The organism is Phaeobacter cretensis (genome assembly GCF_047372505.1).
GTDB classification, from domain to species: domain Bacteria; phylum Pseudomonadota; class Alphaproteobacteria; order Rhodobacterales; family Rhodobacteraceae; genus Phaeobacter; species Phaeobacter cretensis.
Map to the genome: position 1 here is coordinate 1,514,154 of NZ_JBKBEU010000001.1, position 25,085 is coordinate 1,539,238.

The window sequence follows — 25,085 nt, forward strand, 5'->3', positions numbered from 1 at the left end:
CGTTACGGGAGCCAGCGCTGCACAAATTGCACCACTCGTTTCACCATTGGACTATCAAAAAGCCGTGGTGAGAAATAGGCCCCTGCGACGCGTTTATTCACTTCTGATATAGTTGGATAAGGCGCAACCATGCCGGCGACTTGGCTCATCTTCAAATTATTGGCGATAGCCATGGACCACAGCGCCATCAACTCCCCCCCTTGATGCCCTACAACAGAAGCACCAACAGGGCGTCCTTTTACGACCATCACCTTTATAAGCCCCTTGCTCTTGCGTTCCGCAAGAGCGCGGTCGTTGTGGTGATACTCAAACCGTGCGACCTCCATCCGGTCACCATGTTCTGCGCGCGCCTGGACCTCGGTCAGCCCCACCTGAGCCAATTCGGGCGAAGTATAGGTCGCCCAAGGAATATGATTAATCTTGGCTTTGGACGGCAGGCCAAACAAGATGGACCGGATAATGACACCGGCATGATAACCCGCCACATGGGTAAACTGCATCCCCCCTGCGACGTCACCGATGGCATAGACCCGGCGGTTGCTGCTCCGCAGACTGTTATCCACCACCACACCTGCGCGATTGGTTTCAATACCGGCGGCCTGAAGGTTCAAGTTGTCGATGTTGGGTCGTCGCCCAACCGCCATCAATAAATGGCTGCCATCGAACTCGCGACCATCCTTAGTAAGAACGCGAATGCCGTCTGCTTCAGTGGCCGTGATTGTATCGGCTTGTGCACCCTCTGCTATGTCGACCCCTTCGGCGCGGAGTTGCTCCAGCACAACAGCGGCCAGCTCAGGGTCATCCTTGCCTAACGCTTTATCACCTTCAATCACCGTGACTTTGCTACCCAACCGAATATGAGCCTGTGCCATTTCCATACCAATTGGTCCACCGCCAATAATCAACAGGTGATCGGGGCGTTCACGCAAGTCAAACAATGTCTCATTGGTGTAATAAGGTACATTATCCAATCCACTGATTGGCGGCACAAAAGGCGAAGACCCTGTCGCGATGACAATGCGGCGGGCTATGATGCGGTGCTCACCCGCCTGAACCACGCGGTCGTCGATAAAACGGCCGTAGTCACGAATAACCCGTACGCCAAAGCCTTCGAATCGTTCCTGGCTGTCCACTGGCGCAATGGTGGCGATAACCTCTTGCACATGGTCCTTGGCAGCAGCGTAATCGACTACAGGCACTTGATCGGCGACACCGTACGCGCTGGCGTGGGACTGGCCGTAGGCTACCTTGGCGCTGGCTAATAGTGACTTTGACGGCACACAACCATAATTCAGACAGTCACCGCCCATTTTGTGGCCCTCCAAGAGTACCACATCTGCGCCCATCTGACTTGCCCCTGCCGAAACGGACAGGCCACCCGATCCGGCGCCAATAACAAGCAGATCACATGTAATATCCAACATGTTCATTGCTCCTCACGGGTCGCTGCGGGACGGCGTTTCTTAAGCAGAATTGGCAGCGCCGCGAGCACACAGAGCCCAAGAATCGGCCCGATCACAAACGGCTCCCATAAGAGCGACAGATCCGGCGTCTCACCACGGTCAAACACCGCCCCCAGGCCAACGCCAATCCAGGTGAACACCACGGCACCCGGTATAATGCCCACTGCCGTCGTCCATAAGAAGTTGATCAGCTTTACGCCAACCAAAGCAGGCAAGAGGTTGGCCACAAAAAACGGCACCGCAGGCACAAGCCGCAACAGCAGCAGCACCTCGATTTCATTCTCGCGCAGGGCCTGCTTCAGGATACGCACGCGCCCCTCTGCAGTCTCCAACCGATTGGTCAGCACTGCGCCAAGCCCCCAGCGCGCCGCCAGAAAGATACCAATCGCTCCAACCGTTGCCGCAAACACATTGAACACCGTGCCCGAAACCAAACCAAAAAGGAACCCGCCGGTAACCGAAGCAACCGCCGCGCCGGGCAGCGAGAAAACTACAATCACCACATATGCCAGCACAAACAGCCCAACGAGGCCCAGGTAATTGTCATCCCGAAACGCCATCAAGGCCACCCGGTTGTCTCGTAATGTGTCAAATGTCAGGTAGTCGCCCAGCGTCATCGCCCCGATGATGGCAACGACCAGCACGACCGCCAACGGCAGAAAACGGGCCAGCGCAGGCTTCTTCTCTCCACTGCCACCTGATTCGATTTCAGCATTCTGTCCCGGTGTCGTTGCACCGGTGGCGGGAGGTTCGGAATGGTCAGGCATGGGCAATGAATTCCTGCTGTCTTTGGCCGTTGTCTGGCGGGTCATACTGTGTACCGCAGATGCGGCTGTTCGGTCTGGGCCAATCTAAGTTCCATGGCCTTTGTATCTGGCTATCCGGTAAATAGGCGTGGCACGAGGTTGCACGGGGTTTCTTCACGCCCGCTTGATCGTACTCCGCAAAAAAGTGAGCCATACACCGTTCTGCCCCCTGTCTGTTACAAATCTCTTCTGGTAGAGGGCCTCCAGCACCCGGTTTTCATGGAAATGTTGCATTTCACGTAGAAAACAATCGCGTTGGGGTTTGACTCGCAGGTCATTCCCTTCTAGAGACCGGGCTTCGAGATAGACCCCCGGGTGGCCGATTCCGCGCCGTCCCGATGTAAACAGTTGGAGACCGGAGCGATGAAACGCACCTATCAGCCTTCGAACCTGGTTCGCAAACGCCGCCACGGCTTCCGTGCGCGCATGGCCACCAAGGCAGGCCGCAAGATTCTGAACGCACGCCGCGCACGCGGTCGCAAGTCGCTGAGCGCGTAATCGCGCCCAGCTCTGTTCAGACAGACATGACACCGCCGGAGACCCCCAAGGATGGCTTTGCTGCCCAAGGGACTAGGTCTCCGGCGGTGTCCGTTTATGTACCAGACAACTCGATGAACATCTCCGATACGGCTCGACCAGAGGTCATCACCAAACGCCGCGACTTTCTCGCAGCTGCGCGTGCACGTCGTCAGGGCACAAAGGGGATGATGGTTCAAGGTCGCAAACGCCGAGAAGACGAGCCCGGCGGTGATGTCACCCGCTTGGGATTTACATGTTCCAAGAAAGTCGGCAATGCCGTTGCCCGGAATCGCGCCAAACGGCGCCTCCGCGAGATTGCCCGTCTGATTCTACCGTCTCACGGGCGTCCGGGATGGGATTATGTGTTGATTGGCCGCGCTGACGAAACTGCCAGGCGACCTTTCGAGGAACTGAAACGCGACTTGATCTACGCGCTGAAAAAGATCCACCGCTAGTAACACAGAACCCTTTAGCAGATACTGACGCCAGAGAATAACATCGTCGACACGCGATCCTCGTTGTGACGTATTGCCGTGCTACGCGCCAGCACCTATCTAAGGCGCATGACCCCGTTAGCCCATCTCTTTGCCTTGCCAGTACGCGCCTATCGGCTGCTATTCAGCCCATGGGTCGGCTTCAACTGCCGTTATCAGCCAACCTGTTCAGCCTATGCGTTGGAAGCACTCGAGCAACACGGAGCAGTCCGGGGGGCCTGGCTGACAGCCCGGAGAATCGGCCGCTGCCACCCCCTAGGAGGGGATGGCTATGACCCGGTGCCCGACAGTGATCGTGAACACGACCAGGCAGCAAAACCTAAATAATCTTAGTGCTGCCACCAGTCATTTCTTTTCAAAGAATATGGTGACTTGGCCAAGTGTCACTCCATAACGGCTCATATAGGCCTTGTTGAGCAATCTATCGTCCTCAAGCAGCCACATCCAATCGTCGAAAGTGACCCGCATGATTTTGCCACCGGGCACCGGCAAATCAATGGTGTAGCCCCAATTGAACGTATCGCCATTCTCCTCCCCGTGAGCGATGCCCTGCACCCCGTCGGCAATACCTTCCCATGCGCTCTCACCCGTTTTTGTCAGCGACCATATACGCTGCTCGGTGCTACCGTCCGCATAGATAAAATCCTCAACCAGCGTCAGTACGCGCCCATCCCAATCGCCAGTTATCTCGACTTTAAATCGCCGCCGAACAGTTCCAAACCGATCCTCGAACTGGCCGTAGGCCACAGTTTTTCCCGCAAAATACTCCTCTAGGTTAAACATTTTACCGCTTAGTTTTTCATCCGTCAGACTCGGTCTACCGCAAGAAGCTAGCACCACAAGCGAGATAGCTCCTGCGCCAAAAACAGCGCAGCGACCAAACCGAAACCTGCGCGCTATCGCGGTTGCAAATGCCATACCTCACTCCTCATCATTGTCTTGCTTCACTTACCCATAGCTACGCAGCGATCCCGGCTTTGGATGAATCTGCGGCACGGCACAGCGACCACACGTCCGACCGCCACCATACCTTTGCTGCGTTTTTCCTTGGCAAAACCCATTCTCCCGGGCTAAGGGGCGGCTATGCTTGATAATGATCTGGACGATATCCACCCGCTATTTGCTGGCGCTCCCTCGACTACCGAGTTCAAGAAACTCAGAAAACGGATCGTGCGTTATGCCCGAGAAGCGATTGAGCAATACGGCATGGTGGAGCGGCGCGAGGATGGCAGTACACCACGCTGGCTTATCTGCCTGTCTGGTGGCAAGGATAGTTACACGCTGCTTGCGGTGCTCTATGAGCTGCAGTGGCGCGGACTTCTGCCGGTCGATCTGCTTGCCTGCAATCTTGATCAGGGTCAGCCAGGATTTCCGGCAACTGTACTACCTGAGTTTCTGAGTAAGATGGGTGTTCCGCACCGAATCGAATACCAAGACACCTATAGTATCGTGATGGACAAGGTTCCGCAGGGCCGCACGTTCTGCGCGCTATGTTCCCGCTTGCGGCGCGGCAACCTCTACAGAATCGCGCGCGAGGAGGGTTGCTCAGCGGTCGTGCTTGGCCATCATCGTGACGACATCCTTGAAACTTTCTTCATGAATCTCTTCCACGGCGGCCGCCTGGCGACGATGCCACCAAAATTAGTCAACGAAGAAGGCGACTTGTTCGTATTTCGCCCCTTGGCGCACGTGGCAGAAAGTGATTGCGAAAAATTCGCCAAAGCTCTGAATTACCCTATCATTCCATGTGACCTCTGCGGCAGTCAGGATGGACTGCAGCGCCAACAGGTCAAACAGATCCTTGACGGCTGGGAATCAAACAGCCCCGGACGCCGCCAAGTGATGTTCCGCGCATTGATGAATGCTCGCCCTTCGCACCTTCTGGATCCCAAGCTGTTCGATTTTACGGGTCTTATGTTGAAAAAAACCGATTTCCAGGCGGATTCGGACGAAATTCCCGATTTGCGTTAACTTGCCGGTCAGACCGCAGCCCTAATCTGTAGCAGGCACCACATGCCGTAGGTGAAAGGTCTACAGATGACAAAATCGCTGTCGCAGACGCTGACACAGGTCAGAAAACGGATTGTCCCAGTGTTGCTGGGCCCACCGCTGCTTGCGTTTTTGCCCGCCCTCACCCTCGCGACTTTCTGGATGGGCGGTGAGCTAGCGCTGCTGATCGTTGCGCTTGGACTGCCATTGATCTTTGCAGCGTCTGGTGGATTTTCCTACTTCCGTCGTCCAAATACCCCCCGCGACAGTCTCACCGGTATGATGATGCGCGACGGGTTTAATGAAATCGTTTCCGAAGTTTACGACAGTGCAGCCGACACAGGCCTGCGCTCTGCTGTGTTCATTATTGAACTGGACGAGTTCAAGGAGCTTACACAGCGCCATGGGCAAGAAACCGCAGATCAACTGGTAAATCGCTCTGGCGATCGGATCCTCTCGATTCTGCGCCCACAGGATTATGTAGCGCGGATCGGTGACTCTCGCTTTGCAATCTGCCTCACACCGGTTCTGCAAATGGATCTGGAATTGGCCATCCAAATGGCCGGACGCCTTCAAACCGCCATCGAAGAACCCATCGCCGTAGACGGTGCCTCTCTCTATGTGTCCTGCTCCATCGGCTTCTGCCTACATAGCCGGGCCCCGAAACCCTCCGGCAGCGATTGGATGGGCGCCTCATGCACAGCACTCCTAGATGCACAGAACAATGGCCCGTCCGGTATCCGCGCCTTCTCACCCGAAATGGGTCAACGGACCAAAGCGCGCGGTGATATGCTGGATGAGGTAACAGACGCGTTGGAAAACGGGCAGATCCAGGCTTGGTTTCAGCCGCAGATCTGTACCGACACTGGTAGAGTCTCTGGGTTTGAGGCGCTGGCCCGCTGGGCACACCCGGTCCGCGGCATGATCGCTCCTATGTCCTTCCTTCCCGCACTGGAGAGTGCCGGCAGGATGGAGCGACTGAGTGAAATCATGCTCTATAACGCGTTGACCGCACTCAAGGCTTGGGATGCCGCCGGACTGCATGTTCCCTCCGTTGGAGTAAATTTCGCTACCGATGAGTTGCGAAACGTAAATCTGGTGGAGCGTATCCAGTGGGAGCTGGAACGTTTTGGTCTCACTCCTGACCGGCTGTGTGTAGAGATTCTAGAGACGGTGATGACCGACCGCCCTGATGACATAATTGTGCGCAATATCGCGGCTCTTGGGGAGCTGGGATGTGGCATCGATCTGGATGATTTTGGCACTGGCCATGCTTCGATCGCTGCGGTTCAGCGGTTCCGCGTATCACGCATAAAGATTGACCGGTCCTTTGTCATGAAGGCTGATCGCGATCCCGAACAACAAAAACTGATCGCCGCAATCCTCACCATGGCAGAACGACTGGATCTCGACACTCTAGCAGAAGGAGTGGAGACCGTGGGCGAACATGCACTACTCTCACAACTGGGCTGTGATCATGTGCAGGGTTTCGGCATCGGTCGACCAATGCCCTTCGACCAGACGCTCGACTGGATTGCTGCCCATGAGGCCAAGCTTCAAGATGCTCCCACAATCGGCCGCCACGGTCACTGACCTACTGAGTTTCCTATGCCGACGATCTCTTGCCAAATCGATTTGCGTAGCCAACGAAGGCAGGAGGTTTAAGGGAAGAGCCACTACTCCTTCGTAGTCTCCTGATACACGACGTTTAATCGTCCGCTTGCTAACCCAACGTAGCCTTTACTACGCAAGCTCAGAGCGTAACCTTCGCATATGTAGGCGCACTATGGGTACTTCAGGTCCAACCGTTCCTAACAATGGTTTTTCGAAGCCCAGATCACCCGGCCCTCAATCATCGGCCGGTCATACTGGCTAACTTCCAATCGTCGCCTTTTCAATAAGCCGATAAGCAGACATGTGTTTTCCTGCATTGATAAATCGTTTTGTTTGCAAAGCTCAATCATCGGACAAAACTGATCTGCAATGACCTGCCATATCTGCATGATCCGGCATTTTGCAGGTAGGATCTCGGAAAATCCTGCGTCAAGCTAGCAGCTAGAGCATCATTGGGGCGATTCCGCTTGACCTTGGGGGGTCATCTCTGTTGAACCACACCCTGTCATTCCATGCACGAGGTGGCAGTCCCCAATGGACGATCAGAACAAGAACCTTCTTCTCGCAACCGCGCTTAGCTTCCTAGTGATTCTGGGGTGGTATATCTTTTTTCCACCGCCGGAGCAGCAAACCCAGCCTGACACCGTGGTCGCCGAAACCGCACCAATGGGCGATGCTGCTGTCGCGCCGACCGCTGCTGGCTCCGTCTCCGGTACCGACGCAGCTACCGTCAGTCCCGAGGCTGAGGCTGTCGCCGATGCTCCGCGCTTGGCAATCGACACGCCGCGCGTCTCTGGGACGATATCCCTTCAGGGCGGGCGTCTCGACGATCTGTCGCTGAAAGACTATCGCGTCTCGCTGAACGAGGATGCCGCCATCGTCAAGATGCTGTCCCCGGTCGGAGATCCTAATGCGTACTACGCACTTTATGGGTGGGCACCGGGTGCTGGCCTCGGTCCCGATGCGGTGCCGGGTGCCAATACTCTTTGGCAGGCTGATGCAAACGCGACCCTGACCCCGGACGCCCCAATCACCCTAACGTGGGATAACGGGAATGGTCTAACCTTCAGCCGTACGATCGCTGTGGATCAGGACTACCTATTCTCCATCACGCAGTCCGTCACCAACGCCTCCGGCGGAACCGTGGCACTGGCGCCCTATGGCACCCTTGCTCGACATGGCGAGCCGCAGGATCTGAAGAACTTCTTCATCCTGCACGAAGGGGTGATCGGCATGGCCGACGGAACCCTGGCCGAAATCGATTATGACGACATGACTGATTTCGAGATCGACAGCCGTACCGGTGCACGCGCCGAAGTGACCCAAACCGAAACCAACGGCTGGATCGGCTTCACAGATCACTACTGGATGTCGACCTTGATCCCCGATCCGGGCCAGTCGTTTCGGGCCATCGCGAAATTTGATGAACGCCGCGACATCTATCAGACAGATATCGTATTACCGACAGTCACGGTTGCTGATGGAGAGACAAGCGAAGCCACCACCATGCTGTTTGCTGGCGCTAAGGAATGGGCGACCATCCGCGGCTACGAACAAGACGGCATCGAAGGCTTCCTGGACAGCATCGACTGGGGTTGGTTTTTCTTCCTGACCAAACCGATCTTTGCAGTTTTGCACTGGTTGCACGCGCTGATTGGCAACATGGGCTGGGCAATCATCGGCCTGACCGTCCTCATCAAGCTGTTAGTCTTCCCCTTGGCATATAAATCTTATGCATCCATGGCGAAGATGAAAGAGCTGCAGCCGCGGATGGAAGAGATTAAGGAAAAAGCTGGCGATGACCGTCAGAAGCTCCAGCAGGAGATGATGGCACTCTACAAGAAAGAGAAGGTTAACCCGGCGGCAGGCTGTTTGCCGATCCTGATCCAGATCCCGATCTTCTTCTCGCTTTACAAGGTGATCTTTGTGACGCTGGAACTGCGTCACGCCCCCTTCTTTGGCCCATTCCAGGATTTGAGCGCACCCGATCCGACATCAATCATGAACCTCTTTGGCCTGCTGCCCTTTGCAGCGCCGGTCGAAGGAACGTTGATGGCTACGATCTTGATCGGGATTCTGCCAATTCTCCTGGGTGTCTCCATGTGGGTGCAGCAGAAACTGAACCCCGCCCCCACCGATCCAACACAGCAGATGATTTTTGCATGGATGCCTTGGGTCTTCATGTTCATGCTGGGCGGTTTTGCCTCGGGTCTTGTTGTCTACTGGATCGCGAACAACACCATCACCTTTACGCAGCAGTATTTGATCATGCGCAGCCATGGCTATAAGCCGGATGTGTTTGGCAATATCAAATCCGGCTTCAAGAAGACGCCAAAGGCTGAAAAGAAATGAGCAAAGGCATAACTCATATTTGGCGGCACCCGATCAAATCACATGGTCGGGAGCCGCTAGAGAGCGCCTCTTTGATCGCCGGGCAGTGTCTGCCCGGCGATCGCGTTTGGGCCGTTGCGCATGAGGCTTCCGAGGCCGATGGCAGCAATTGGGTGCCCTGCGCCAATTTTAGCCGCGTAGCCAAAGCTCCGCAGCTAATGGCTCTTGAGGCTCGCTATGATGAAACAAGTGAACAGGTCACTCTGATCCATCCGGGACAGGGCGAACTTACCTTCAGCCCCGATAGCGATGCGGACCTGCCGCGCTTCTTAGACTGGGTACGCCCCTTAATGCCCGAGAACCGTGCAGCCTCTGCCCGAGTTTTGCGGGTGCCGGGACGGGGCATGACCGACAGTGATTTCCCGTCAATCTCTCTGTGCAACTGGGCGTCACATCGGGCGGTGGAAGCCGCCATCAGCCACCCACTGTCGCCCCAACGTTGGCGAGGTAACATTTGGTTCGACACAGGCAACGCCTGGGAAGAAAATGACTGGATAGGGCGCGACGTGCAGATTGGCGAAGCGGTTCTGACCATACGCGAACGCACCGTGCGGTGCCTCGCGACCACAACCAACCCCGACACAGGCATACGTGATGCAGACACGCTCAAGACGTTGCGTGACACCTGGGGGCACCAGGATTTTGCTGTCTATGCAGAGGTCATCCAAGACGGCGCGATCCGCGTTGGCGATAATGTAAAGGTGCTCTGATGCAGATGCCGTTCCCCCTGGCCGAGTCGCCGGATGAACTCATGACAGAAAAAGGCCGCAAGCTTTTTGCTGGGCAATCGGAATTTGTCAAAGGCGTTGTAGCCATGTCCGGTCTCCCGCCTGCAGATCGGATCGAAGTCTGCTTTGCCGGCCGTTCCAATGTGGGCAAATCAAGCCTTATCAACGCACTGACCGGTACCAAAGGTTTGGCGCGCGCCTCCAATACGCCCGGACGTACGCAGGAAATTAACTATTTCACACAGGGACCTGAGCTCTATCTGGTTGACCTTCCAGGCTATGGGTACGCCAATGCCCCCCTGCCAGTTGTAGAGAAATGGCAACGTCTGCTGAAACAATATCTCTCAGGTCGTCAGACCCTGCGCCGCGCTTTCGTGCTGATCGATAGCCGCCATGGCATCAAAGCCGTCGATGACGAGATCATGACTCGACTCGATAGCTCTGCCGTTACATTCCAATGCGTTATGACCAAAGCCGACAAGGTCAAGGAGAAGGACCGCCCTGCCGTGATGGAACAAGTACGCAACGCGCTTTCCAAACATCCAGCGGCCTATCCCGAGATTGTACTGACCTCCTCGGAGAAAGGTGATGGTATCGCCACTCTTCGATCAATCATTGCCGGGCTTGAGTAACACCGGGACTCGCGCTTCTCTGAGTATTAAACGCCCCCGCGATCCGCTGATCTGGGGGTGTTTTTGTCGCTGCCTGACCTAATAGGCCCTATATCAGACGTGTTGTGCACCGTTCACTTCGATCTCTGCACCCGAGATATATGAACTCTGGTCCGAGCACAGGTAATAGATCGCAGCGGCCACTTCTTCTGGCTGGCCCAAACGTTGCAGCGGCAATTTCTCGACAATCTTGTCCGTGCCCGGCGACAGAATCGCAGTCTCAACCTCACCCGGCGCAATGGCATTTACACGCACCCCCAGCGGTCCAAAATCATGTGCCATCTCGCGGGTCAAAGCAGCCAGTGCCGCCTTGGACGTCGCGTAGGCCGCGCCAGCAAAAGGATGCACGCGGCTGCCGGCGATCGAGGTCACATTGACCACTGATCCTTTGGCGGCTGCTAGCTCATCCTTCAACCCACGAGCCAATACAACCGACGAAAAGAAATTCACATGGAAGACCTTGCCCCATGTCATCAAATCCGTGTCCAGCGTGCTCAACCGTTCACCCTCCGGTCCCTTGGGTGAGACACCAGCGTTATTCACCAGCGCATCAAGCTGACCGTCCAGAAGTTCCTGAATTACGCCGACTTTGTTGATCGTGTCCGTCGGATCAGAGAGATCAACTTGCACATGGTTTTGGTCGCCTCCACCCCACGGGCATTCAGCTGGAAACGGTTGGCGTGAACAGGTGACTACCCGCCAGCCTTCAGCATTGAACCGCTGTACCGTGGCGTGACCAATGCCCCGGCTTGCGCCGGTCAACAACAGGGTCTTCTTGCGCATCTTTCCATCCTTGGCCTTAGGCCATAATCGAGGTTTAGCCCGACATTCAGAAAATCCGCACTCTATCTTAGGCGCGTCCAGCCGAACCTAGCACCTCCTCGCGCGGCCGCAATGGGGCGAATACGATGTCCGGTGCTTGGCACCGCGAACAGAACCGCGTAACACAAGCCCCATGGCACAGCCGCACGCGCCGTTTGCTACTGCCAGCTCCAGGGATTGCAACGATGAAGAAACAAGACATGAACCGCGATTGGATTGCTACAGCCGAAACCCTCTCTAGCGCACTGCCCTACCTGCAACGCTATGATGGCGCCATTGTCGTAATAAAACTGGGCGGCCACGCCATGGGTAGCGACGAGGCTATGGACACTTTTGCCCGCGACATCGTGCTAATGCGTCAGGTCGGAGTAAACCCGGTGATCGTCCATGGCGGCGGCCCAATGATCAATGCCATGCTGGAAAAGCTACAGATCAAATCCAACTTCGTGAACGGAAAACGGGTAACAGATGCGGAAACGATGAATGTCGTCGAAATGGTGCTTTCTGGCGTCGTCAACAAGCGCATCGTACAGGCGATCAACCGTCAAGGCGGCGCTGCTGTTGGGCTGTCGGGTAAAGATGCCAACCTTATCACCTGCACTCAGACAAACCCGGATCTGGGTTTTGTCGGCACCCCGTCCGAGATGGACCCAACCGTGCTGCGCCATCTCTTTGAACAAGATATGATCCCTGTCATTGCCCCTATTGGCGCGGGGCCGGAAGGCGAAACCTTCAATATCAACGGCGACACTGCGGCAGGTGCGATTGCGGCAGCGCTCCAGGCTGACCGCCTGTTGTTGCTTACTGATGTCTCCGGCGTGAAAAACCGCGAAGGTGAGGTCGTGACCGAACTGAAGGCCGCCGACGTTGAGGCAATGACCCGCGACGGCGTAATCATCGGCGGTATGATCCCCAAGACCGAAACCGCTCTCTCCGCCGTGCGCAACGGCGTTCGTGCCTGCACCATTGTGGATGGCCGTGTCCCAAATGCAGTACTACTGGAACTGTTTACCGATCATGGCGCTGGCTCCATGATCCGGCCTTGAGGCGGACTGATCTAACCGGCTTCATAGGATAGGCGTTACTACCTACAAGCTTTACGACGAGTTTACGTGAGTGAAATCCCTTTAGGGAAACGCGCCGATCTGCGCTAGACTGTCGTTATGACCACCCCCCCTAATCCGGCCAAGGTCGTTGTGGAGCACTCCACATCGGCTGCCGTTGCTGACCCTATTAAGAGCGCACCAGACTACGCCACGCTGCAAGATGCGGCTGATGTGCATGGGCTGGACATCTACGGTGGCTTTCATCCGACACATTCACAACTTACCAATATACCCGGCGCGGATAGTCCGGATAGTTCGTCCAGAACCGGAACCTACGGCACAATGATTCTACTGGGCGCGACAGCGTCTTTTTGGCCAAACTTCACCAATAGTCGCGAATATATGGATGGCGCGGCGCACCCCATTGATCGCTGGTCCAACCGTATCATTGAACGTATGGCACAGGCATGGGGCGCGTGCCCCGCATACCCGTTCACCGAGCCACCATTTATGCCATTTGTGGCTTGGGCTTTGGCTACTGGCCGCAGTTTCACATCGCCGTCGCAAATGCTGGTGCATGATCGCTATGGCATGATGATTTCCTATCGCGGCGCGCTATATTTCGCGCATCACATTGATCTCCCACCCCCGCCAATGGCCGAGGCACCCTGCCTCAGCTGTATCGACCAACCCTGCCTTTCCACCTGCCCGGCAGAGGCCCTGTCACATGGCGGACCTTACAATCTGGCGGCCTGCCACAGCCATCTTGATAGCGGGTCTGGAACGCCCTGTCTGTCCGGCGGCTGCCTTGCACGCCGTGCCTGCCCATTGAGCGCAGGCGCTTCCCGTACCCCGGCGCAATCCGCCCATCACATGAGGTATTTTCACACAAAATGACCTGTACGCTGATCCTGACCCGCCACGCAAAATCTGCCTGGGACACATCCGCCCCCAGCGACCACGCCCGTCCGCTAAACAACCGGGGGCGCCATTCGGCCACCGCCGTCGGCACTTGGTTGCGTGACATCGGAATGATCCCGGATCAGGTGATATCCTCCTCCGCCCAGCGTACTCGTGAAACCTGTGAGCTGATGAAACTGGGGGCGCCTGCTGTTTTTATCGAACGTCTCTATCACGCAAGCGCCGACATCCTGTTTCAGGTGCTGCGCGAAGCTGAACACAACACCGTGCTGGTTCTTGGGCACAATCCTGGTCTGGCTGCCTTTGCCCACTCCATTGTGCGACATCCGCCCGATCATTCGCGATTTGACGATTTCCCTACCGGAGCCACGATGATTGCCCGTTTTGACATAGGCACATGGGTCGATTTGACCTGGAGCAGTGGCAAAGTGGCGGAATTCACTGTGCCACGTGAACTACTAGGGGCCTAACGAAACACAAATCTAAAACGAAAAGGCCGGGCGATTTGCCCGGCCTTTGCCTTGTTACGAATATAAGACCTTAGTGGCCGAGGATCTGACTTAGGAACAGTTTGGTACGGTCGCTTTGCGGGTTGTTGAAGAACTCTTCCGGTTCATTTTGCTCCACAATCTGACCTGCATCCATAAAGATAACGCGGTTGGCCACCTGACGGGCAAAACCCATCTCGTGGGTCACACACAGCATGGTCATGCCTTCCTCGGCCAGTTCGATCATAGTGTCCAGCACCTCTTTGATCATCTCTGGATCCAACGCCGACGTTGGTTCATCGAACAACATGATCCGTGGCATCATGCAGAGGCTGCGGGCGATCGCCACACGCTGCTGCTGACCGCCAGAGAGCATGCCGGGATACTTGTTGGCTTGCTCCGGGATTTTCACCTTCTCAAGGAAGTGCATCGCGCGCTCTTCAGCCTCTTTCTTGGGCGTTTTACGCACCCAAATCGGGGCCAGCGTGCAATTTTCGAGAATGGTCAAATGTGGAAACAGGTTAAAGTGCTGGAACACCATACCAACCTCAGAACGGATCTTGTCGATGTTCTTGAGGTCGTTGGACAATTCAGTACCATCAACAACGATCTTGCCTTGCTGGTGTTCTTCCAGCGCGTTGAGGCAACGAATCAAAGTGGATTTGCCAGAGCCAGACGGGCCCGCGATAACGATCCGCTCGCCCTGATTGACGGTCAGATTGATGTCGCGCAGCACGTGAAACGAGCCGTACCACTTATTCATGTTATTGATTTCGATAGCAACTTCATCGCTCACCTGCATTTTGGTGCGGTCGATTGCGCGATCAGACATAAGTTCAGACATATGTTGAACTCCTTAACGGTGGTCGGTGGCGAGACGACGCTCGAGCCACTGTGAGTATTGAGAGATGCCGTAGCAAACGATGAAGAACAGGAAAGCCGCAAACCCGAGAAGTTCCCAGTAAACCCCGTTCCATTCAGTCGAGGCGAGAATTGGACCACGGATCATACCCACGAGATCGAACATCGAAATGACCGACACGAGAGTAGTGTCCTTGAACAGACCAACGGCCACATTCACGATACCAGGGATCGAGATCTTCAACGCTTGGGGAAGAATGATCAGACGCATTGCTTGCGGATAATCAAGGCCCAGACTGTCTGCCGCTTCGTACTGCCCTTTAGGCAAGGCAGCCAGCCCACCCCGGATCACTTCGGCGATATAGGCCGACGAGAATAGGGTGATCATGATTACGACGCGCAGGAACAAATCAACGGTAGCATCCGGTGGGAAGAAATACGACAGCATCACTGACGCCACGAACAGCAGCGTGATCAGTGGCACACCACGTACGAATTCGATGAAGACGACGCAGATCCACTTAATCAACGGCATGTTCGACTGACGCCCAAGCGCGAGCGCGATACCTAGCGGAACCGAAAGCGAAACGCAGGTCACACCCAGCATCATGTTCAGCATGAAGCCACCGAGATCACGCGACGGTACTGCTTCCAACAGAGCATTGTCGGAGGCCCCATCGGGGATCAGCACGCCACCGATGTTCCAAACCACCAGTGCCGTTACAATTGCGCCGAAGAAGCCAGCCGCAAAGCTGCTTTTGCCGTATTTCTGGAACACGAAGCCAGCGGCAACAAAGCCAACCAGCGCAATGATTGGCACCAGGATGCTTCCACCCCAGATCAGCCAAAAGGCCAAGAACGGGTAGATCGCGGTGAAGATCAGCAGCTTGCGCGGTAGGTCAAAGAACAGCACAGGTGTCAACGCAATCAGCAGTAGCAGCAGCGCCAGATTTGGACGCCAGTACGCACTGGACGGATATTTGAACCCATAGAGCAGCTGGTTCCAGCGCTCGGTAAGCACCGAGAAACAGGCCCCAACCTTGCCATCCAGAACCTCACGGCATTCCGCGAGCGAATTGGTCGTCCACACACCGTTGAGCAACCACGGAACCGTCGTGCTCAGTAGTGAATAGATCAATACCAGGGCAACTAGTGTGAGTATCGAGTTGGGGATGCTGGAGAACAGGTTCTCGCGCACCCATTTATAGACCCCAGTCTCGCGAGCCGGTGGCGGCGATTCTGGGATTGTGCCTTTGGCAACAAAGGCAATCGGATTTGTTGTCTTGTCACTCATGGCTCAGCGCTCCTTCAGCTTCACGGAGGCGTTGTAGACGTTCATCGCCATCGAAATCAGCAGCGATGCCGTGAGATAGAACAACATCAGCAAAAGCACGCATTCAATCGCGCGGCCGGTCTGGTTCAGGGTAATCCCGCCCAGTGTCGCGGTGATGTCTGCATAGCCAACGGCAATCGCCAGCGATGAGTTCTTGGTAATATTGAGGAAGTTGGAGATCAGTGGTGGAATGATCACACGTAGTGCCTGTGGAAGCACGACCAGGTTCATGATCCGCCCAGAGCGCAATCCAAGCGCAGCTGCGGCTTCAGTCTGGCCTTGGTTGATCGCCTGGATACCCGCCCGGACATTTTCCGCGATAAAGGCACCGGTATAGATCGACAGAGCAAACCAAAGTGCGATCAGCGGTCCACCAATCTTAATCCCGCCCTTGAAGTTGAAACCTTTCAGCTCCGGCACTTCCCAGGAGAGGCCCATGATGAAGAGCACCAAAAGCAGCGGCACCAGCCAAACACCCAAAGCAATCAGTTTGGTGTTGGGGCGAACACCCGTTTCTTCCTGCGTCTTGGTCGCGTTGGTTTCAACCTTGCGCATAACGAAGAATGACGCCGCGAGGGTTGCCAACACCACCAGCCAGTTCATGGCACCGGACGTAAACAGGCCACTCTCGAACCAAGGCATCGGAATGTAGACACCCCGGTTGGTGAAGGCGAAGAGGTCAAACAACATGCTCGACGTGGGATTGTCTCCGCGGAACTCCCGCGGGCCGGGCATCACGGCGGTCATGATGGTGAAAATAATGATGATCCAGATTAGAACCGGAATATTGCGGAAAATTTCCACATATACTGCCATCAATTTAGAGACGAGCCAGTTGTTCGATAGGCGCAGGACGCCAGCAATCACGCCGAATACTGTGGCGGTGATACAGGCAAGAAATGCCACTAGCAGCGTGTTCAGAACACCAACAACAGCAGCACGAGCGTGGCTGGACTGACTGTCATATTCGATCAGACGCTGGTTGATATCGTAACCGGATGGATCCCCTAGGAAACCATATGAGATATTCAGACCCGCAGCACGCAGGTTCTGAATAAGGTTGTTCCCCAAATACCAGATGGCCAAGGCCAGAACCAGTGCAGCAATCGCCTGGAAGGTCAAAGAACGATAGCGGGTATCGTTGACCAACATGGACAGCTGAAACTGTGCCTTTGGAGGGTCAGTGAGAGTTGACATGTACTAGTGATCCCCGTGGCTTATAGGTCGACTGTCCGGCGGGGTTGGTTCCCTGCTCGCATCAGACCTTAAGCGTTTTTGTTAGGATAAGTCGGCAATGGAAAAGGGCGCAGGTTGGTCCTGCGCCCTTTCCTCAGTAGTTTTTAGCGGAAGGGCGGAGCGTAGAGCAGGCCGCCTTCGGTCCACTGTGCGTTCAGACCGCGTGCCAGACCGATCGGAGTGTCTTCACCGATGTTCTTAGCAAACACTTCACCGTAGTTGCCGCCTGCGCCGATTGCGTTTTTCGCCCAGTCGGCAGACAGACCCAGCATCTCGCCCAGAGTACCTTCGGTACCCAGCAGACGGTTGATTTCAGGGTTCTCGGTGCCAGCAGCCATTTCGGCGATATTGGCAGAGGTCACGCCCAGCTCTTCAGCTGCGATCAGCGACATCAGGCTCCAGCGAACAACATCGCCCCACTCGTGGTCGCCGTGACGAACCAGCGGGCCCAGAGGCTCTTTGGAGATGATTTCGGGCAGCAGAGTATGCGCTGAAGGATCGTCAAAGGTCGCGCGAGTTGCGGCCAGACCGGATGCGTCCGTGGTATAAACGTCGCACGCACCTGCTAGGTACTGCTGCTGCGCTTCCGCGTTAGTTTCGATCGGAACCGGCTCATAGCTGATGTTGTTGGAACGGAAGAAGTCCGCCAAGTTCAGCTCGGTTGTGGTACCGGTCTGGATGCAGACAGTCGCGCCGTCGAGTTCCTTCGCGGAGGACACACCCAGTTCCTTGGGAACCATGAAGCCCTGACCATCGTAGTAGTTAACGCCAACAAATTCGAACTTCAGGTCGACATCGCGGCTGAAGGTCCATGTGGTGTTACGCGCCAGCATGTCGATCTCGCCGGAGGCCAGAGCGGTGAAGCGGGTTTTGCCAGTGGTCGGTACGAACTCAACGGCGGTCGAGTCGCCCAGAACAGCCGCAGCAACTGCGCGACAGACGGCAACGTCAAAACCTTCCCATTCGCCATTGGCATTGGGCGCGGCAAAGCCGACCAGACCAGTGGTCACACCACAGTTCAGTTTACCGCGGGCCTTGACGTCGTCCAGCGTACCCGCTGCAGCGGCACCGGCAGCAAGACCAGCAATAGTCAATGCACCCAAAATTACCTTATTCTTCATGTTTACCTCTTCCTGATTGTCCGCCTATTTGACGGCTCTTTTTGCCCGGCACCAGCTATGCCGGAGATAGGTGTTGAAACAGGGTTTGTCCCATTTCGCGACCAAGTGTGGTCGCATTCATCAACAAACGTCAAGTGCGGGATCAGGAATTTCGATGGACGCATAGCGAACATTTTTGCCGCTGCGAACGAATTTTGCGATTACGCGGCAATCTGGGTAATTTATTGCATTAATAGGAGAAATCGTAGAACCGCTTAGCGTGTATAAACGCGGTGCGTTTCAGGTCTGCGGTGGCCTGAGCTTCTTCGTCCCGGCCCCATTGTTCTTCCTGCCACAGCTCATCCAAGCGCGATATATCCCAGATCTGATCAGCCGTGCGCCAGTCCCTTGCAGCCGCAAATCCCAACACCAACGACCCGGACATCGCCACCAGATCGTGAAATGCGGCGAGCTGAAATGGTGTCATTTCATGGACTAAGCCACGAAGTCGGTCCAACGCGGCTGGATCTTGCGAAGTATGACGGATGCCGCTGCGAGGCTGCAAACGTGCGCCGAGAGCCGTAGCTGCCCAGTCCAGTGCCGGGTCCCAGAACTCTGCCTGACGTTGCACCAATTCTGCCGGCCCCTCAGCGCGATAGCATAAAAGATCAGAATCGCCATATTCGGTCAACATATCGGCAACTGCACCGTGCTGATGTGTCACCTTGTCAATTGCAGCGTTCGCCGATCGGGTGACTGGCATAATGTTAGGGTTAACTGATTCGGATTGCGCGTCCCATTCTGCAGCAATTGCTTCGGCCATTTGGCGACTCGGCACAGCAAGCGGCGCTTTTGCCGGAGTTTTTACACCACGCCCATCCAATTCCACCGCAAAACCATCGTCGGTTTCGGCCACCGTTACCGCTTTCCAGAATCGTTTCTGCTTCCACTCGCTCATGTATTCAAGCCTTCCAGATGTCTTGTAGCAGCGGCGCCAGTTCCGCAAAACTGCGGACAATGTGGTCCGCGCCCAGCCGCTCAGTTGGGTGAAATCCCCAATTTACTGCAATGGTGTGTACGCCGGCCGCGCGCCCCATATCGATGTCGAAGCTGGTGTCGCCAATCATCACTGTATGTTCCGGTGCCACCCCGGTGTCGGCCATCGCTTGTAGTACCATCGAAGGGTGCGGCTTTGACGGGTGGTGGTCAGCAGATTGGCGGGTCACAAAACAGTTGAGGTCATGTGCTGCGATTAGAGCATCTAGCCCGCGCTGAGATTTCCCGGTGGCAACGCCTAGCAGATACTCCGGCACCGCATTTAACTCGGCCAGAACCTCGGCAGCACCGGGATAGAGCGGCGAATGCCCCGCCCCGGCAGCTAGACGCGCCGACTTATAGGCAGATTTATAAACAGCAACCAAAGTTGCCTGAACGGTCTCGTCCAGATCAGGAGCCAGCGTCGCCATCGCCTGCGGCAACGACAAACCCACAATGGACAAAATCGCAGCCTGCGTGGGCGGTTCTAGTCCAGCCCCTTCAAAAGCCGCGGTCATTGCAGAAGTAATCGCGCCCTGGCTGTCTGCCAGCGTGCCATCAACATCAAAGAGGATAAGGCGCAATTCATTGCTCATCATCACAAGCCTTGCTGCTATTGCAGGCTCTCAAACGGATCATCTTCCGCCAGATCCTCAGACCAGCCAAAGGTGTCCCAGCTTTCTTTCATATGATCGGGCAGCGGAGCTGTGATCGACAGCTGTTTACGCGTCACAGGGTGCTCGAATGCCATACGGCGGCAATGCAGATGCAGCTTTTTGGAGATAATTCCACCCAGTTGTGCGCCCCAGCCATCGCCAAGGTTTTCCTGACTTGAGCCGCCGTATTTGCCGTCGCCTGCAATCGGGTGGCCGATCTCGGCCATATGCGCGCGCAATTGGTGCGTGCGCCCAGTGATCGGCTCCATAGCAACCCAAGCAGCACGGCTGGCCACACGGTATAGTGTGGCATACTGCGTGTGTGATCGTTTCGCTCCCGGCGTGCTGTCCACCTCATTGGAGTGGATGGCGATCATCTTTTCCCCTTCACCGCCTTTGCCATGACCCGAGGCCTTGACCAGCCCGCATTTGATCTCACCCAGATAGGGCGTCGGCACGCCCGCGACCAATGCCCAATAAATCTTACGCGTCGCGCGATGTCGGAATGCCGCTGTCAGCGATTGGGCCGCGAGCCGGGTGCGGGCCAAAACCAACACACCTGATGTGTCCTTATCCAATCGATGAACAAGACGCGGCTTTTCTTCAGCGTCGAACTGTAGTGCAGCACTGAGCCCATCTACGTGTTTGGTCGTACCGCTACCGCCCTGAACTGCAAGCCCGGCAGGTTTGTTCAGCACAATCACTGCGTCGTCTTTGTAGGTCACGCAGCCACGGATCATCTTGGCATCCGCTTCGGAAATTCGATAGCTCGGCGCTGCAGCCGGTTTCAGATCACTGGCACCCAATGGTGGCACCCGGACCACCTGCCCCGCATCGACACGGCTGCTGGCTTTGACCCGACCACCGTCCAGGCGCAGTTCCCCCTTGCGGCACATCTTCTCGATCCGGCCCTGGCTCACATGCGGGAACAGGCGGCGCAGCCAACGATCAATGCGCTGGCCTGCGTCGTCTTCGGTGACGGTAATCATCTGTACGCCGCTCATGCGAACACTCCTCTAGCGGCCCACAGGCCAAGAAACAGTCCACACACCGACAGGCCCACGGACAACAGCACATATAGCGCAGCCTGCCCAAAGGCGCCGCGCTCGATCAGGTTGGCCGTCTCAAGCGAGAATGCCGAAAATGTGGTGAAGCCGCCCAACAGGCCGGTCATCACAAAAGGACTGAGATGGGTCAGCCCTTTATGGGTAGCAGCAATCACAAAGGCCCCCATAACAAACGAGCCGATCACATTAACCGCCAGGATCGCGATCGGAAATTCGCCAGCCCCAAACAGGCGGTGAATCCCTATTCCGGCCAAATAGCGACAGGCTGCGCCAATAGCGCCACCCAAAGCCACATATAAAACCGAGAAAACCATCTGCGGTCTCTCGCCGGCTCACGCACTGATGTCAAGTTTTGCGCAAGCATGGCAGCCTTGCAGGCAGAGCGCAGGCCTTGGTATCGTTAGCTAATTACTCCTGCAGAACTCATTGGCGTAACTAGGCAAGACCGGATTAGCGGTTCCGCTTTGCTCTAAGATTGGCGAAATACTCTGTCCGACGCTTCAACTCCCGCTCAAACCCGCGATCCACTGGCTGATAAAGCACCGGACGCGGTAAATCGTCAGGGAAATAGTTCTGCCCAGAAAACCCATCCGCCGCATTGTGATCATAGTCGTACCCATCTCCGTAGCCCTGCGACTTCATCAGTTTGGTCGGAGCATTGAGAATATGTTTGGGCGGCGGCGCGCTGCCGGTCTGTTTGGCAAGGCGCCGTGCCGCCTTGTAAGCCATATAGCCTGCGTTGGTCTTGGGGGCGAGCGCTAGGTAGATTACCGCCTGCGCCAGTGCCAGCTCTCCCTCCGGACTGCCTAGCCGTTCATAGGTTTCCCAGGCCTGAATACAAATCCCCTGCGCCTGAGGATCCGCGAGGGCGATATCTTCAACCGCCATCCGGGTCAGCCGTCGCGCCAGATAACGCGGGTCCTCCCCACCTTCCAGCATCCGCGCGAACCAATAGAGCGCTGCATCCGGATCAGAACCTCGCACTGACTTATGCAGTGCCGAAATCAGATTGTAGTGTTCATCACCTGACTTGTCGTATTTCGCGGCACGACGCATCAACCGCGTGGCCAGTGGCTCCCGGCCCAACGGGGTATCTACCTTCCAAGCTGACACCTGTTCAATGAGGTTCAACAGAGCCCGTCCATCGCCATCCGCCATTTCATGCAACGCGTCGCGGGCATCAGGCGTTAGCGGCAAGGCGCGGTCCAACTCCTGCTCCGCGCGCTGGGTTAAGCGTTCCAGATCCGCCAGCGACAGGCGCTCCAAAACCAACACCTGCGCCCGGCTCAGCACAGCTGCGTTCAGCTCAAAACTCGGGTTCTCCGTAGTAGCGCCAACCAGAAGGATGGTGCCATCCTCCATGTGAGGGAGAAACCCGTCCTGCTGCGCCTTATTAAAGCGGTGGATTTCATCGACAAACAGCAGCGTCCCCTGCCCGTTCTGGCGGCGAATCTTTGCAGCCTCGAACACTTTCTTCAGGTCCGGTACTCCGGTGAAGATTGCCGAGATCTGAACAAAATGCAGGTCGGTTTCACGGGCCAGCAGCCGGGCGATGGTGGTTTTCCCAACTCCAGGCGGACCCCAAAAGATCAGCGACGACAGGGATCCCGACGCCAACATCACACCAAGGGGCGATTCCTCTCCCAGAACCTGCACCTGACCGATAACTTCACCCAGTGTTTTGGGGCGCAAGCGATCTGCGAGCGGTCGGTTCATCTCCAAGTGTGGGTCTTGTTGCGCCTGAGCGCCACCACTGTCGAAAAGATCCGCCATACTCAGAGCCGATAGCGCAGCGATACGCGCTGGCCCTGACGGTTCAGATCAACCTTCATCCAACGCCCAATGTTAGCCAGTACGTCAGTCACATCTGACGGCGTTTTGATGGCATCATTGTTGATGGCAAGAATGATGTCGCCGGCGCGCAGGCCTACTCGACCACCATATGCGCCCGGATCGGTGATAACCACCCCGTCAGAGGACATAGGCAGTTGGAACCGCAATATCGACAATGGGTTGATCCGCGCAACTGTCAGGCCCGGTAGCGGAGTCCCTTCGTCTAGGCTACGCGGGTTGGCCGGCGGCTCGTCCGGCGCTAGCATCATCTCAACGGGAAGCGCGTCGCGCTGGCCTGTACGCAGTCGAGTTACTTCAGCACTGTCGCCCAGGCCAGTTACAGACATACGGAACACCATCTCAGAGGGGGAATTCACCGGCTCTCCCGCAACGTCAAGGACAACATCGCCAACCTTGAACCCGGCTTTGGTGAAAGGGCTGGCCGGGTGCAATTCAGAGATCACCATCCCCTCAGGCAAATCCATACCCAACGATGCCGCCAGGTCTGCATCCACCGGCTGCCCCATCATGCCAGCCCAGGGTCGCTGAAACTCCTCGGCCCCATCATGGGCCTGTCGCATAAAGGCACGCACCAGATTGGCCGGAATCGCGAAACCGATACCATTGGACCCACCCGAGCGCGTCACAATGCGGGTATTGATACCGATCAGATCACCGTTGACATCAATCAGTGCCCCACCAGAGTTGCCGGGATTGATCGGCGCATCGGTCTGGATGAAATAGCCGATCCCTTCGCCCGTAGCAGCACCAGAGCGTGCAAGGCCGGAGACGATACCGCTGCTCACCGTTTGCCCCACACCGAAGGGGTTGCCGATTGCCAACGCCAGTTCACCGACCTCAACCCGGTCACTGTCACGCAGCTCTAGATAGGGGAGGTCTTGTGCCTCTTGCAGTTGGAGAATGGCAAGATCACTAGCTCGATCCGCTAATACGACCTGTGCTGCGTATTCGCGACGATCAGTGGTGACGACGCGGATATCCGTTGCCATCCCAACGACGTGGTAGTTCGATACAACAATGCCATCCGCTGACAGGATCACCCCAGAACCAAGCGAGTTCTGTACGCGCGGCTGCGGCTTGGATAATCCCCGAAAGAAATCGTCGAAAAATGGATCGTTCATAAACGGGGTGCGGCGCTGTTCTTGTACGATCTTAGCGTAGATATTCACCACAGCGGGTGCTGCCTGTTTCACCAAAGGAGCAAAGCCAAGAGAGATCTCCGCCTGTGATGTCGGCACACGGGTTTCTGCGATAGCTTGGCTGCTGTGGGTGGCCAATAGTAGGCCGACTACTGTCAGGATTATGCGGAACATGACGCCTCCGATTGTTCTTGTGAACAGGATATGCTGACCGCTGGCAGCTTTTACAAGGTCGGATTTTCCGGGGAAAAATCGACCGGACACCCCCCAAAACCAGACCTCGGAGTCCAGCCACAGGTCCGCCAACGAAAAACCCCCGCCCTGTTTCCAGAGCGGGGGTCAGGTCCGGTCGAGACCGAAGTCTATTATTCGTCAGCAGCAGCTTCTGCTTCGACGAGGCGTGCCTTGTCGGCGGCGCCTTTGGCATCGCGATCACGATCAACGAATTCGATGATCGCCATCGGAGCCATGTCGCCATAGCGGAAGCCGGCTTTCAGGATACGGACATAGCCGCCCTGACGGTCTTTGTAACGCGGGCCCAGAACCTCGAACAGTTTTGCGACGTCCTTGTCTTCTTTCAGCTTGGACGCGGCCTGACGACGAGCGTGCAGGTCGCCGCGCTTTGCCAGCGTGATCATTTTTTCAATGATCGGGCGCAATTCTTTTGCTTTGGGAAGAGTTGTCTTGATCTGCTCGTGCTCAATCAGCGAGCCGCACATGTTCGAAAACAGGGCTTTACGGTGCTCATGAGTACGGTTCAGGCGGCGGTAACCACGTGCGTGACGCATTTGTATATTCCTTTGATCTGCGTTTTTACTTTGTCAGGCAGCTGATGCGTGTCAGCCACTCACC

General features: G+C 56.2%; 26 protein-coding genes. 11 read left to right on the top strand and 15 right to left on the bottom strand.

Features of this window, described 5'->3' with window-relative positions; all coding sequences use genetic code 11:
- Positions 1-2 precede the first annotated feature (2 nt).
- Positions 3-1,424 (bottom strand): dihydrolipoyl dehydrogenase family protein, encoded by a 1,422-nt coding sequence (locus ACEWZM_RS07235; RefSeq protein ID WP_414005797.1) that lies wholly within the window; start codon positions 1,422-1,424, stop codon positions 3-5.
- 2 nt (positions 1,425-1,426) lie between these two features.
- Positions 1,427-2,230 (bottom strand): TVP38/TMEM64 family protein, encoded by an 804-nt coding sequence (locus ACEWZM_RS07240; protein WP_414005798.1) that lies wholly within the window; start codon positions 2,228-2,230, stop codon positions 1,427-1,429.
- Positions 2,231-2,632: 402 nt separating this feature from the next.
- Between ACEWZM_RS07240 and rpmH the strand changes: the two genes are divergently transcribed.
- The 3 genes from rpmH (at position 2,633) to yidD (ending at position 3,609) form a co-directional block, all read left to right on the top strand.
- Positions 2,633-2,767, top strand: a complete 135-nt coding sequence (gene rpmH, locus ACEWZM_RS07245) for a 50S ribosomal protein L34 (RefSeq protein ID WP_005980833.1) — start codon at positions 2,633-2,635, stop codon at positions 2,765-2,767.
- Between the two features lie 26 nt (positions 2,768-2,793).
- Positions 2,794-3,243: a ribonuclease P protein component gene (rnpA, locus tag ACEWZM_RS07250; protein WP_414005799.1), complete on the top strand. Its 450-nt coding sequence runs from the start codon at positions 2,794-2,796 to the stop codon at positions 3,241-3,243.
- 108 nt (positions 3,244-3,351) lie between these two features.
- A complete protein-coding gene (gene yidD / locus ACEWZM_RS07255; RefSeq protein ID WP_414005800.1) occupies positions 3,352-3,609 on the top strand; it encodes a membrane protein insertion efficiency factor YidD in 258 nt (85 codons plus the stop codon).
- An 18-nt stretch (positions 3,610-3,627) separates the two neighbouring features.
- Here the strand turns inward: yidD and ACEWZM_RS07260 are convergent, their stop codons facing one another.
- Positions 3,628-4,200 (bottom strand): DUF3833 domain-containing protein, encoded by a 573-nt coding sequence (locus ACEWZM_RS07260; protein ID WP_414005801.1) that lies wholly within the window; start codon positions 4,198-4,200, stop codon positions 3,628-3,630.
- A gap of 165 nt (positions 4,201-4,365) precedes the next feature.
- Here ACEWZM_RS07260 and ttcA point away from each other — a divergent pair, with 165 nt between their 5' ends.
- The 5 genes from ttcA to yihA all read left to right on the top strand — a co-directional run bounded on the left by ttcA (position 4,366) and on the right by yihA (position 10,636).
- Positions 4,366-5,253 (top strand): tRNA 2-thiocytidine(32) synthetase TtcA, encoded by an 888-nt coding sequence (gene ttcA, locus ACEWZM_RS07265; RefSeq protein WP_414005802.1) that lies wholly within the window; start codon positions 4,366-4,368, stop codon positions 5,251-5,253.
- A gap of 66 nt (positions 5,254-5,319) precedes the next feature.
- Positions 5,320-6,864: a putative bifunctional diguanylate cyclase/phosphodiesterase gene (locus ACEWZM_RS07270; protein ID WP_414005803.1), complete on the top strand. Its 1,545-nt coding sequence runs from the start codon at positions 5,320-5,322 to the stop codon at positions 6,862-6,864.
- A 555-nt stretch (positions 6,865-7,419) separates the two neighbouring features.
- Positions 7,420-9,237, top strand: coding sequence for a membrane protein insertase YidC (gene yidC / locus ACEWZM_RS07275; RefSeq protein ID WP_414005804.1), 1,818 nt, complete (start codon positions 7,420-7,422; stop codon positions 9,235-9,237).
- A complete protein-coding gene (locus ACEWZM_RS07280; RefSeq protein ID WP_414005805.1) occupies positions 9,234-9,986 on the top strand; it encodes an MOSC domain-containing protein in 753 nt (250 codons plus the stop codon). Before yidC ends, ACEWZM_RS07280 begins: the two co-directional genes overlap by 4 nt.
- Entirely contained in the window at positions 9,986-10,636 is a 651-nt protein-coding gene (gene yihA / locus ACEWZM_RS07285; RefSeq protein ID WP_414005806.1) for a ribosome biogenesis GTP-binding protein YihA/YsxC, read from the top strand. Before ACEWZM_RS07280 ends, yihA begins: the two co-directional genes overlap by 1 nt.
- 93 nt (positions 10,637-10,729) lie before the next feature.
- Here yihA and ACEWZM_RS07290 read toward each other — a convergent pair whose 3' ends face one another.
- Entirely contained in the window at positions 10,730-11,458 is a 729-nt protein-coding gene (locus ACEWZM_RS07290; RefSeq protein ID WP_414005807.1) for an SDR family NAD(P)-dependent oxidoreductase, read from the bottom strand.
- Positions 11,459-11,682: 224 nt separating this feature from the next.
- Here ACEWZM_RS07290 and argB point away from each other — a divergent pair, with 224 nt between their 5' ends.
- From argB to ACEWZM_RS07305, 3 genes are all read left to right on the top strand, one after another.
- Complete coding sequence (gene argB, locus ACEWZM_RS07295; protein ID WP_414005808.1) at positions 11,683-12,543, top strand: acetylglutamate kinase; 861 nt, start codon at positions 11,683-11,685, stop codon at positions 12,541-12,543.
- A gap of 117 nt (positions 12,544-12,660) precedes the next feature.
- Positions 12,661-13,440, top strand: coding sequence for a ferredoxin (locus ACEWZM_RS07300; protein WP_414005809.1), 780 nt, complete (start codon positions 12,661-12,663; stop codon positions 13,438-13,440).
- Positions 13,437-13,934 carry a SixA phosphatase family protein gene (locus ACEWZM_RS07305; protein WP_414005810.1) on the top strand — a complete coding sequence of 166 codons (498 nt, stop codon included), beginning with the start codon at positions 13,437-13,439 and terminating at the stop codon, positions 13,932-13,934. Before ACEWZM_RS07300 ends, ACEWZM_RS07305 begins: the two co-directional genes overlap by 4 nt.
- Positions 13,935-14,004: 70 nt before the next feature.
- Here the strand turns inward: ACEWZM_RS07305 and ACEWZM_RS07310 are convergent, their stop codons facing one another.
- From ACEWZM_RS07310 to rplQ, 11 genes are all read right to left on the bottom strand, one after another.
- Positions 14,005-14,796: an amino acid ABC transporter ATP-binding protein gene (locus ACEWZM_RS07310; protein WP_414005811.1), complete on the bottom strand. Its 792-nt coding sequence runs from the start codon at positions 14,794-14,796 to the stop codon at positions 14,005-14,007.
- 12 nt (positions 14,797-14,808) lie between these two features.
- Positions 14,809-16,107, bottom strand: a complete 1,299-nt coding sequence (locus ACEWZM_RS07315; protein ID WP_414005812.1) for an amino acid ABC transporter permease — start codon at positions 16,105-16,107, stop codon at positions 14,809-14,811.
- A 3-nt stretch (positions 16,108-16,110) separates the two neighbouring features.
- Positions 16,111-17,343, bottom strand: coding sequence for an amino acid ABC transporter permease (locus tag ACEWZM_RS07320; RefSeq protein WP_414005813.1), 1,233 nt, complete (start codon positions 17,341-17,343; stop codon positions 16,111-16,113).
- A gap of 143 nt (positions 17,344-17,486) precedes the next feature.
- Positions 17,487-18,503: an amino acid ABC transporter substrate-binding protein gene (locus tag ACEWZM_RS07325; RefSeq protein WP_414005814.1), complete on the bottom strand. Its 1,017-nt coding sequence runs from the start codon at positions 18,501-18,503 to the stop codon at positions 17,487-17,489.
- 229 nt (positions 18,504-18,732) lie between these two features.
- A complete protein-coding gene (locus tag ACEWZM_RS07330) occupies positions 18,733-19,440 on the bottom strand; it encodes an ATP12 family chaperone protein (RefSeq protein WP_414005815.1) in 708 nt (235 codons plus the stop codon).
- 4 nt (positions 19,441-19,444) lie between these two features.
- A complete protein-coding gene (locus ACEWZM_RS07335; RefSeq protein ID WP_414005816.1) occupies positions 19,445-20,113 on the bottom strand; it encodes an HAD-IA family hydrolase in 669 nt (222 codons plus the stop codon).
- 17 nt (positions 20,114-20,130) lie between these two features.
- On the bottom strand, positions 20,131-21,177 hold the full coding sequence (locus ACEWZM_RS07340; RefSeq protein ID WP_414005817.1) for an RluA family pseudouridine synthase: 1,047 nt from the start codon (positions 21,175-21,177) through the stop codon (positions 20,131-20,133).
- The gene (gene crcB / locus ACEWZM_RS07345) at positions 21,174-21,554 is read right to left on the bottom strand and encodes a fluoride efflux transporter CrcB (protein ID WP_414005818.1); all 381 of its coding nucleotides are present in this window, start codon (positions 21,552-21,554) and stop codon (positions 21,174-21,176) included. The genes ACEWZM_RS07340 and crcB overlap by 4 nt, the downstream gene beginning before the upstream one ends.
- Before the next feature lie 136 nt (positions 21,555-21,690).
- Positions 21,691-23,013: a replication-associated recombination protein A gene (locus tag ACEWZM_RS07350; RefSeq protein WP_414005819.1), complete on the bottom strand. Its 1,323-nt coding sequence runs from the start codon at positions 23,011-23,013 to the stop codon at positions 21,691-21,693.
- A 2-nt stretch (positions 23,014-23,015) separates the two neighbouring features.
- Positions 23,016-24,407, bottom strand: coding sequence for a trypsin-like peptidase domain-containing protein (locus ACEWZM_RS07355; protein ID WP_414005820.1), 1,392 nt, complete (start codon positions 24,405-24,407; stop codon positions 23,016-23,018).
- Positions 24,408-24,598: 191 nt separating this feature from the next.
- Entirely contained in the window at positions 24,599-25,021 is a 423-nt protein-coding gene (gene rplQ, locus ACEWZM_RS07360; RefSeq protein ID WP_414005821.1) for a 50S ribosomal protein L17, read from the bottom strand.
- Positions 25,022-25,085: the final 64 nt, after the last annotated feature.

Excerpts from the sequence above, each read along its gene's own strand:
- rpmH (WP_005980833.1), top strand. The coding sequence starts at position 2,633 with ATGAAACGCACCTATCAGCCTTCGAACCTGGTTCGCAAACGCCGCCAC.
- ACEWZM_RS07320 (WP_414005813.1), bottom strand. The coding sequence starts at position 17,343 with ATGTCAACTCTCACTGACCCTCCAAAGGCACAGTTTCAGCTGTCCATG.
- yidC (WP_414005804.1), top strand. The coding sequence starts at position 7,420 with ATGGACGATCAGAACAAGAACCTTCTTCTCGCAACCGCGCTTAGCTTC.
- ACEWZM_RS07305 (WP_414005810.1), top strand. The coding sequence starts at position 13,437 with ATGACCTGTACGCTGATCCTGACCCGCCACGCAAAATCTGCCTGGGAC.
- ACEWZM_RS07355 (WP_414005820.1), bottom strand. The coding sequence starts at position 24,407 with ATGTTCCGCATAATCCTGACAGTAGTCGGCCTACTATTGGCCACCCAC.
- ACEWZM_RS07335 (WP_414005816.1), bottom strand. The coding sequence starts at position 20,113 with ATGAGCAATGAATTGCGCCTTATCCTCTTTGATGTTGATGGCACGCTG.
- ACEWZM_RS07235 (WP_414005797.1), bottom strand. The coding sequence starts at position 1,424 with ATGTTGGATATTACATGTGATCTGCTTGTTATTGGCGCCGGATCGGGT.
- crcB (WP_414005818.1), bottom strand. The coding sequence starts at position 21,554 with ATGGTTTTCTCGGTTTTATATGTGGCTTTGGGTGGCGCTATTGGCGCA.
- yidD (WP_414005800.1), top strand. The coding sequence starts at position 3,352 with ATGACCCCGTTAGCCCATCTCTTTGCCTTGCCAGTACGCGCCTATCGG.
- ACEWZM_RS07340 (WP_414005817.1), bottom strand. The coding sequence starts at position 21,177 with ATGAGCGGCGTACAGATGATTACCGTCACCGAAGACGACGCAGGCCAG.
- ACEWZM_RS07330 (WP_414005815.1), bottom strand. The coding sequence starts at position 19,440 with ATGAGCGAGTGGAAGCAGAAACGATTCTGGAAAGCGGTAACGGTGGCC.
- ACEWZM_RS07315 (WP_414005812.1), bottom strand. The coding sequence starts at position 16,107 with ATGAGTGACAAGACAACAAATCCGATTGCCTTTGTTGCCAAAGGCACA.
- ACEWZM_RS07260 (WP_414005801.1), bottom strand. The coding sequence starts at position 4,200 with ATGGCATTTGCAACCGCGATAGCGCGCAGGTTTCGGTTTGGTCGCTGC.
- argB (WP_414005808.1), top strand. The coding sequence starts at position 11,683 with ATGAAGAAACAAGACATGAACCGCGATTGGATTGCTACAGCCGAAACC.
- yihA (WP_414005806.1), top strand. The coding sequence starts at position 9,986 with ATGCAGATGCCGTTCCCCCTGGCCGAGTCGCCGGATGAACTCATGACA.
- ACEWZM_RS07300 (WP_414005809.1), top strand. The coding sequence starts at position 12,661 with ATGACCACCCCCCCTAATCCGGCCAAGGTCGTTGTGGAGCACTCCACA.
- rnpA (WP_414005799.1), top strand. The coding sequence starts at position 2,794 with ATGACACCGCCGGAGACCCCCAAGGATGGCTTTGCTGCCCAAGGGACT.
- ttcA (WP_414005802.1), top strand. The coding sequence starts at position 4,366 with ATGCTTGATAATGATCTGGACGATATCCACCCGCTATTTGCTGGCGCT.
- ACEWZM_RS07270 (WP_414005803.1), top strand. The coding sequence starts at position 5,320 with ATGACAAAATCGCTGTCGCAGACGCTGACACAGGTCAGAAAACGGATT.
- ACEWZM_RS07240 (WP_414005798.1), bottom strand. The coding sequence starts at position 2,230 with ATGCCTGACCATTCCGAACCTCCCGCCACCGGTGCAACGACACCGGGA.
- ACEWZM_RS07290 (WP_414005807.1), bottom strand. The coding sequence starts at position 11,458 with ATGCGCAAGAAGACCCTGTTGTTGACCGGCGCAAGCCGGGGCATTGGT.
- ACEWZM_RS07280 (WP_414005805.1), top strand. The coding sequence starts at position 9,234 with ATGAGCAAAGGCATAACTCATATTTGGCGGCACCCGATCAAATCACAT.
- ACEWZM_RS07350 (WP_414005819.1), bottom strand. The coding sequence starts at position 23,013 with ATGGCGGATCTTTTCGACAGTGGTGGCGCTCAGGCGCAACAAGACCCA.
- rplQ (WP_414005821.1), bottom strand. The coding sequence starts at position 25,021 with ATGCGTCACGCACGTGGTTACCGCCGCCTGAACCGTACTCATGAGCAC.
- ACEWZM_RS07325 (WP_414005814.1), bottom strand. The coding sequence starts at position 18,503 with ATGAAGAATAAGGTAATTTTGGGTGCATTGACTATTGCTGGTCTTGCT.
- ACEWZM_RS07310 (WP_414005811.1), bottom strand. The coding sequence starts at position 14,796 with ATGTCTGAACTTATGTCTGATCGCGCAATCGACCGCACCAAAATGCAG.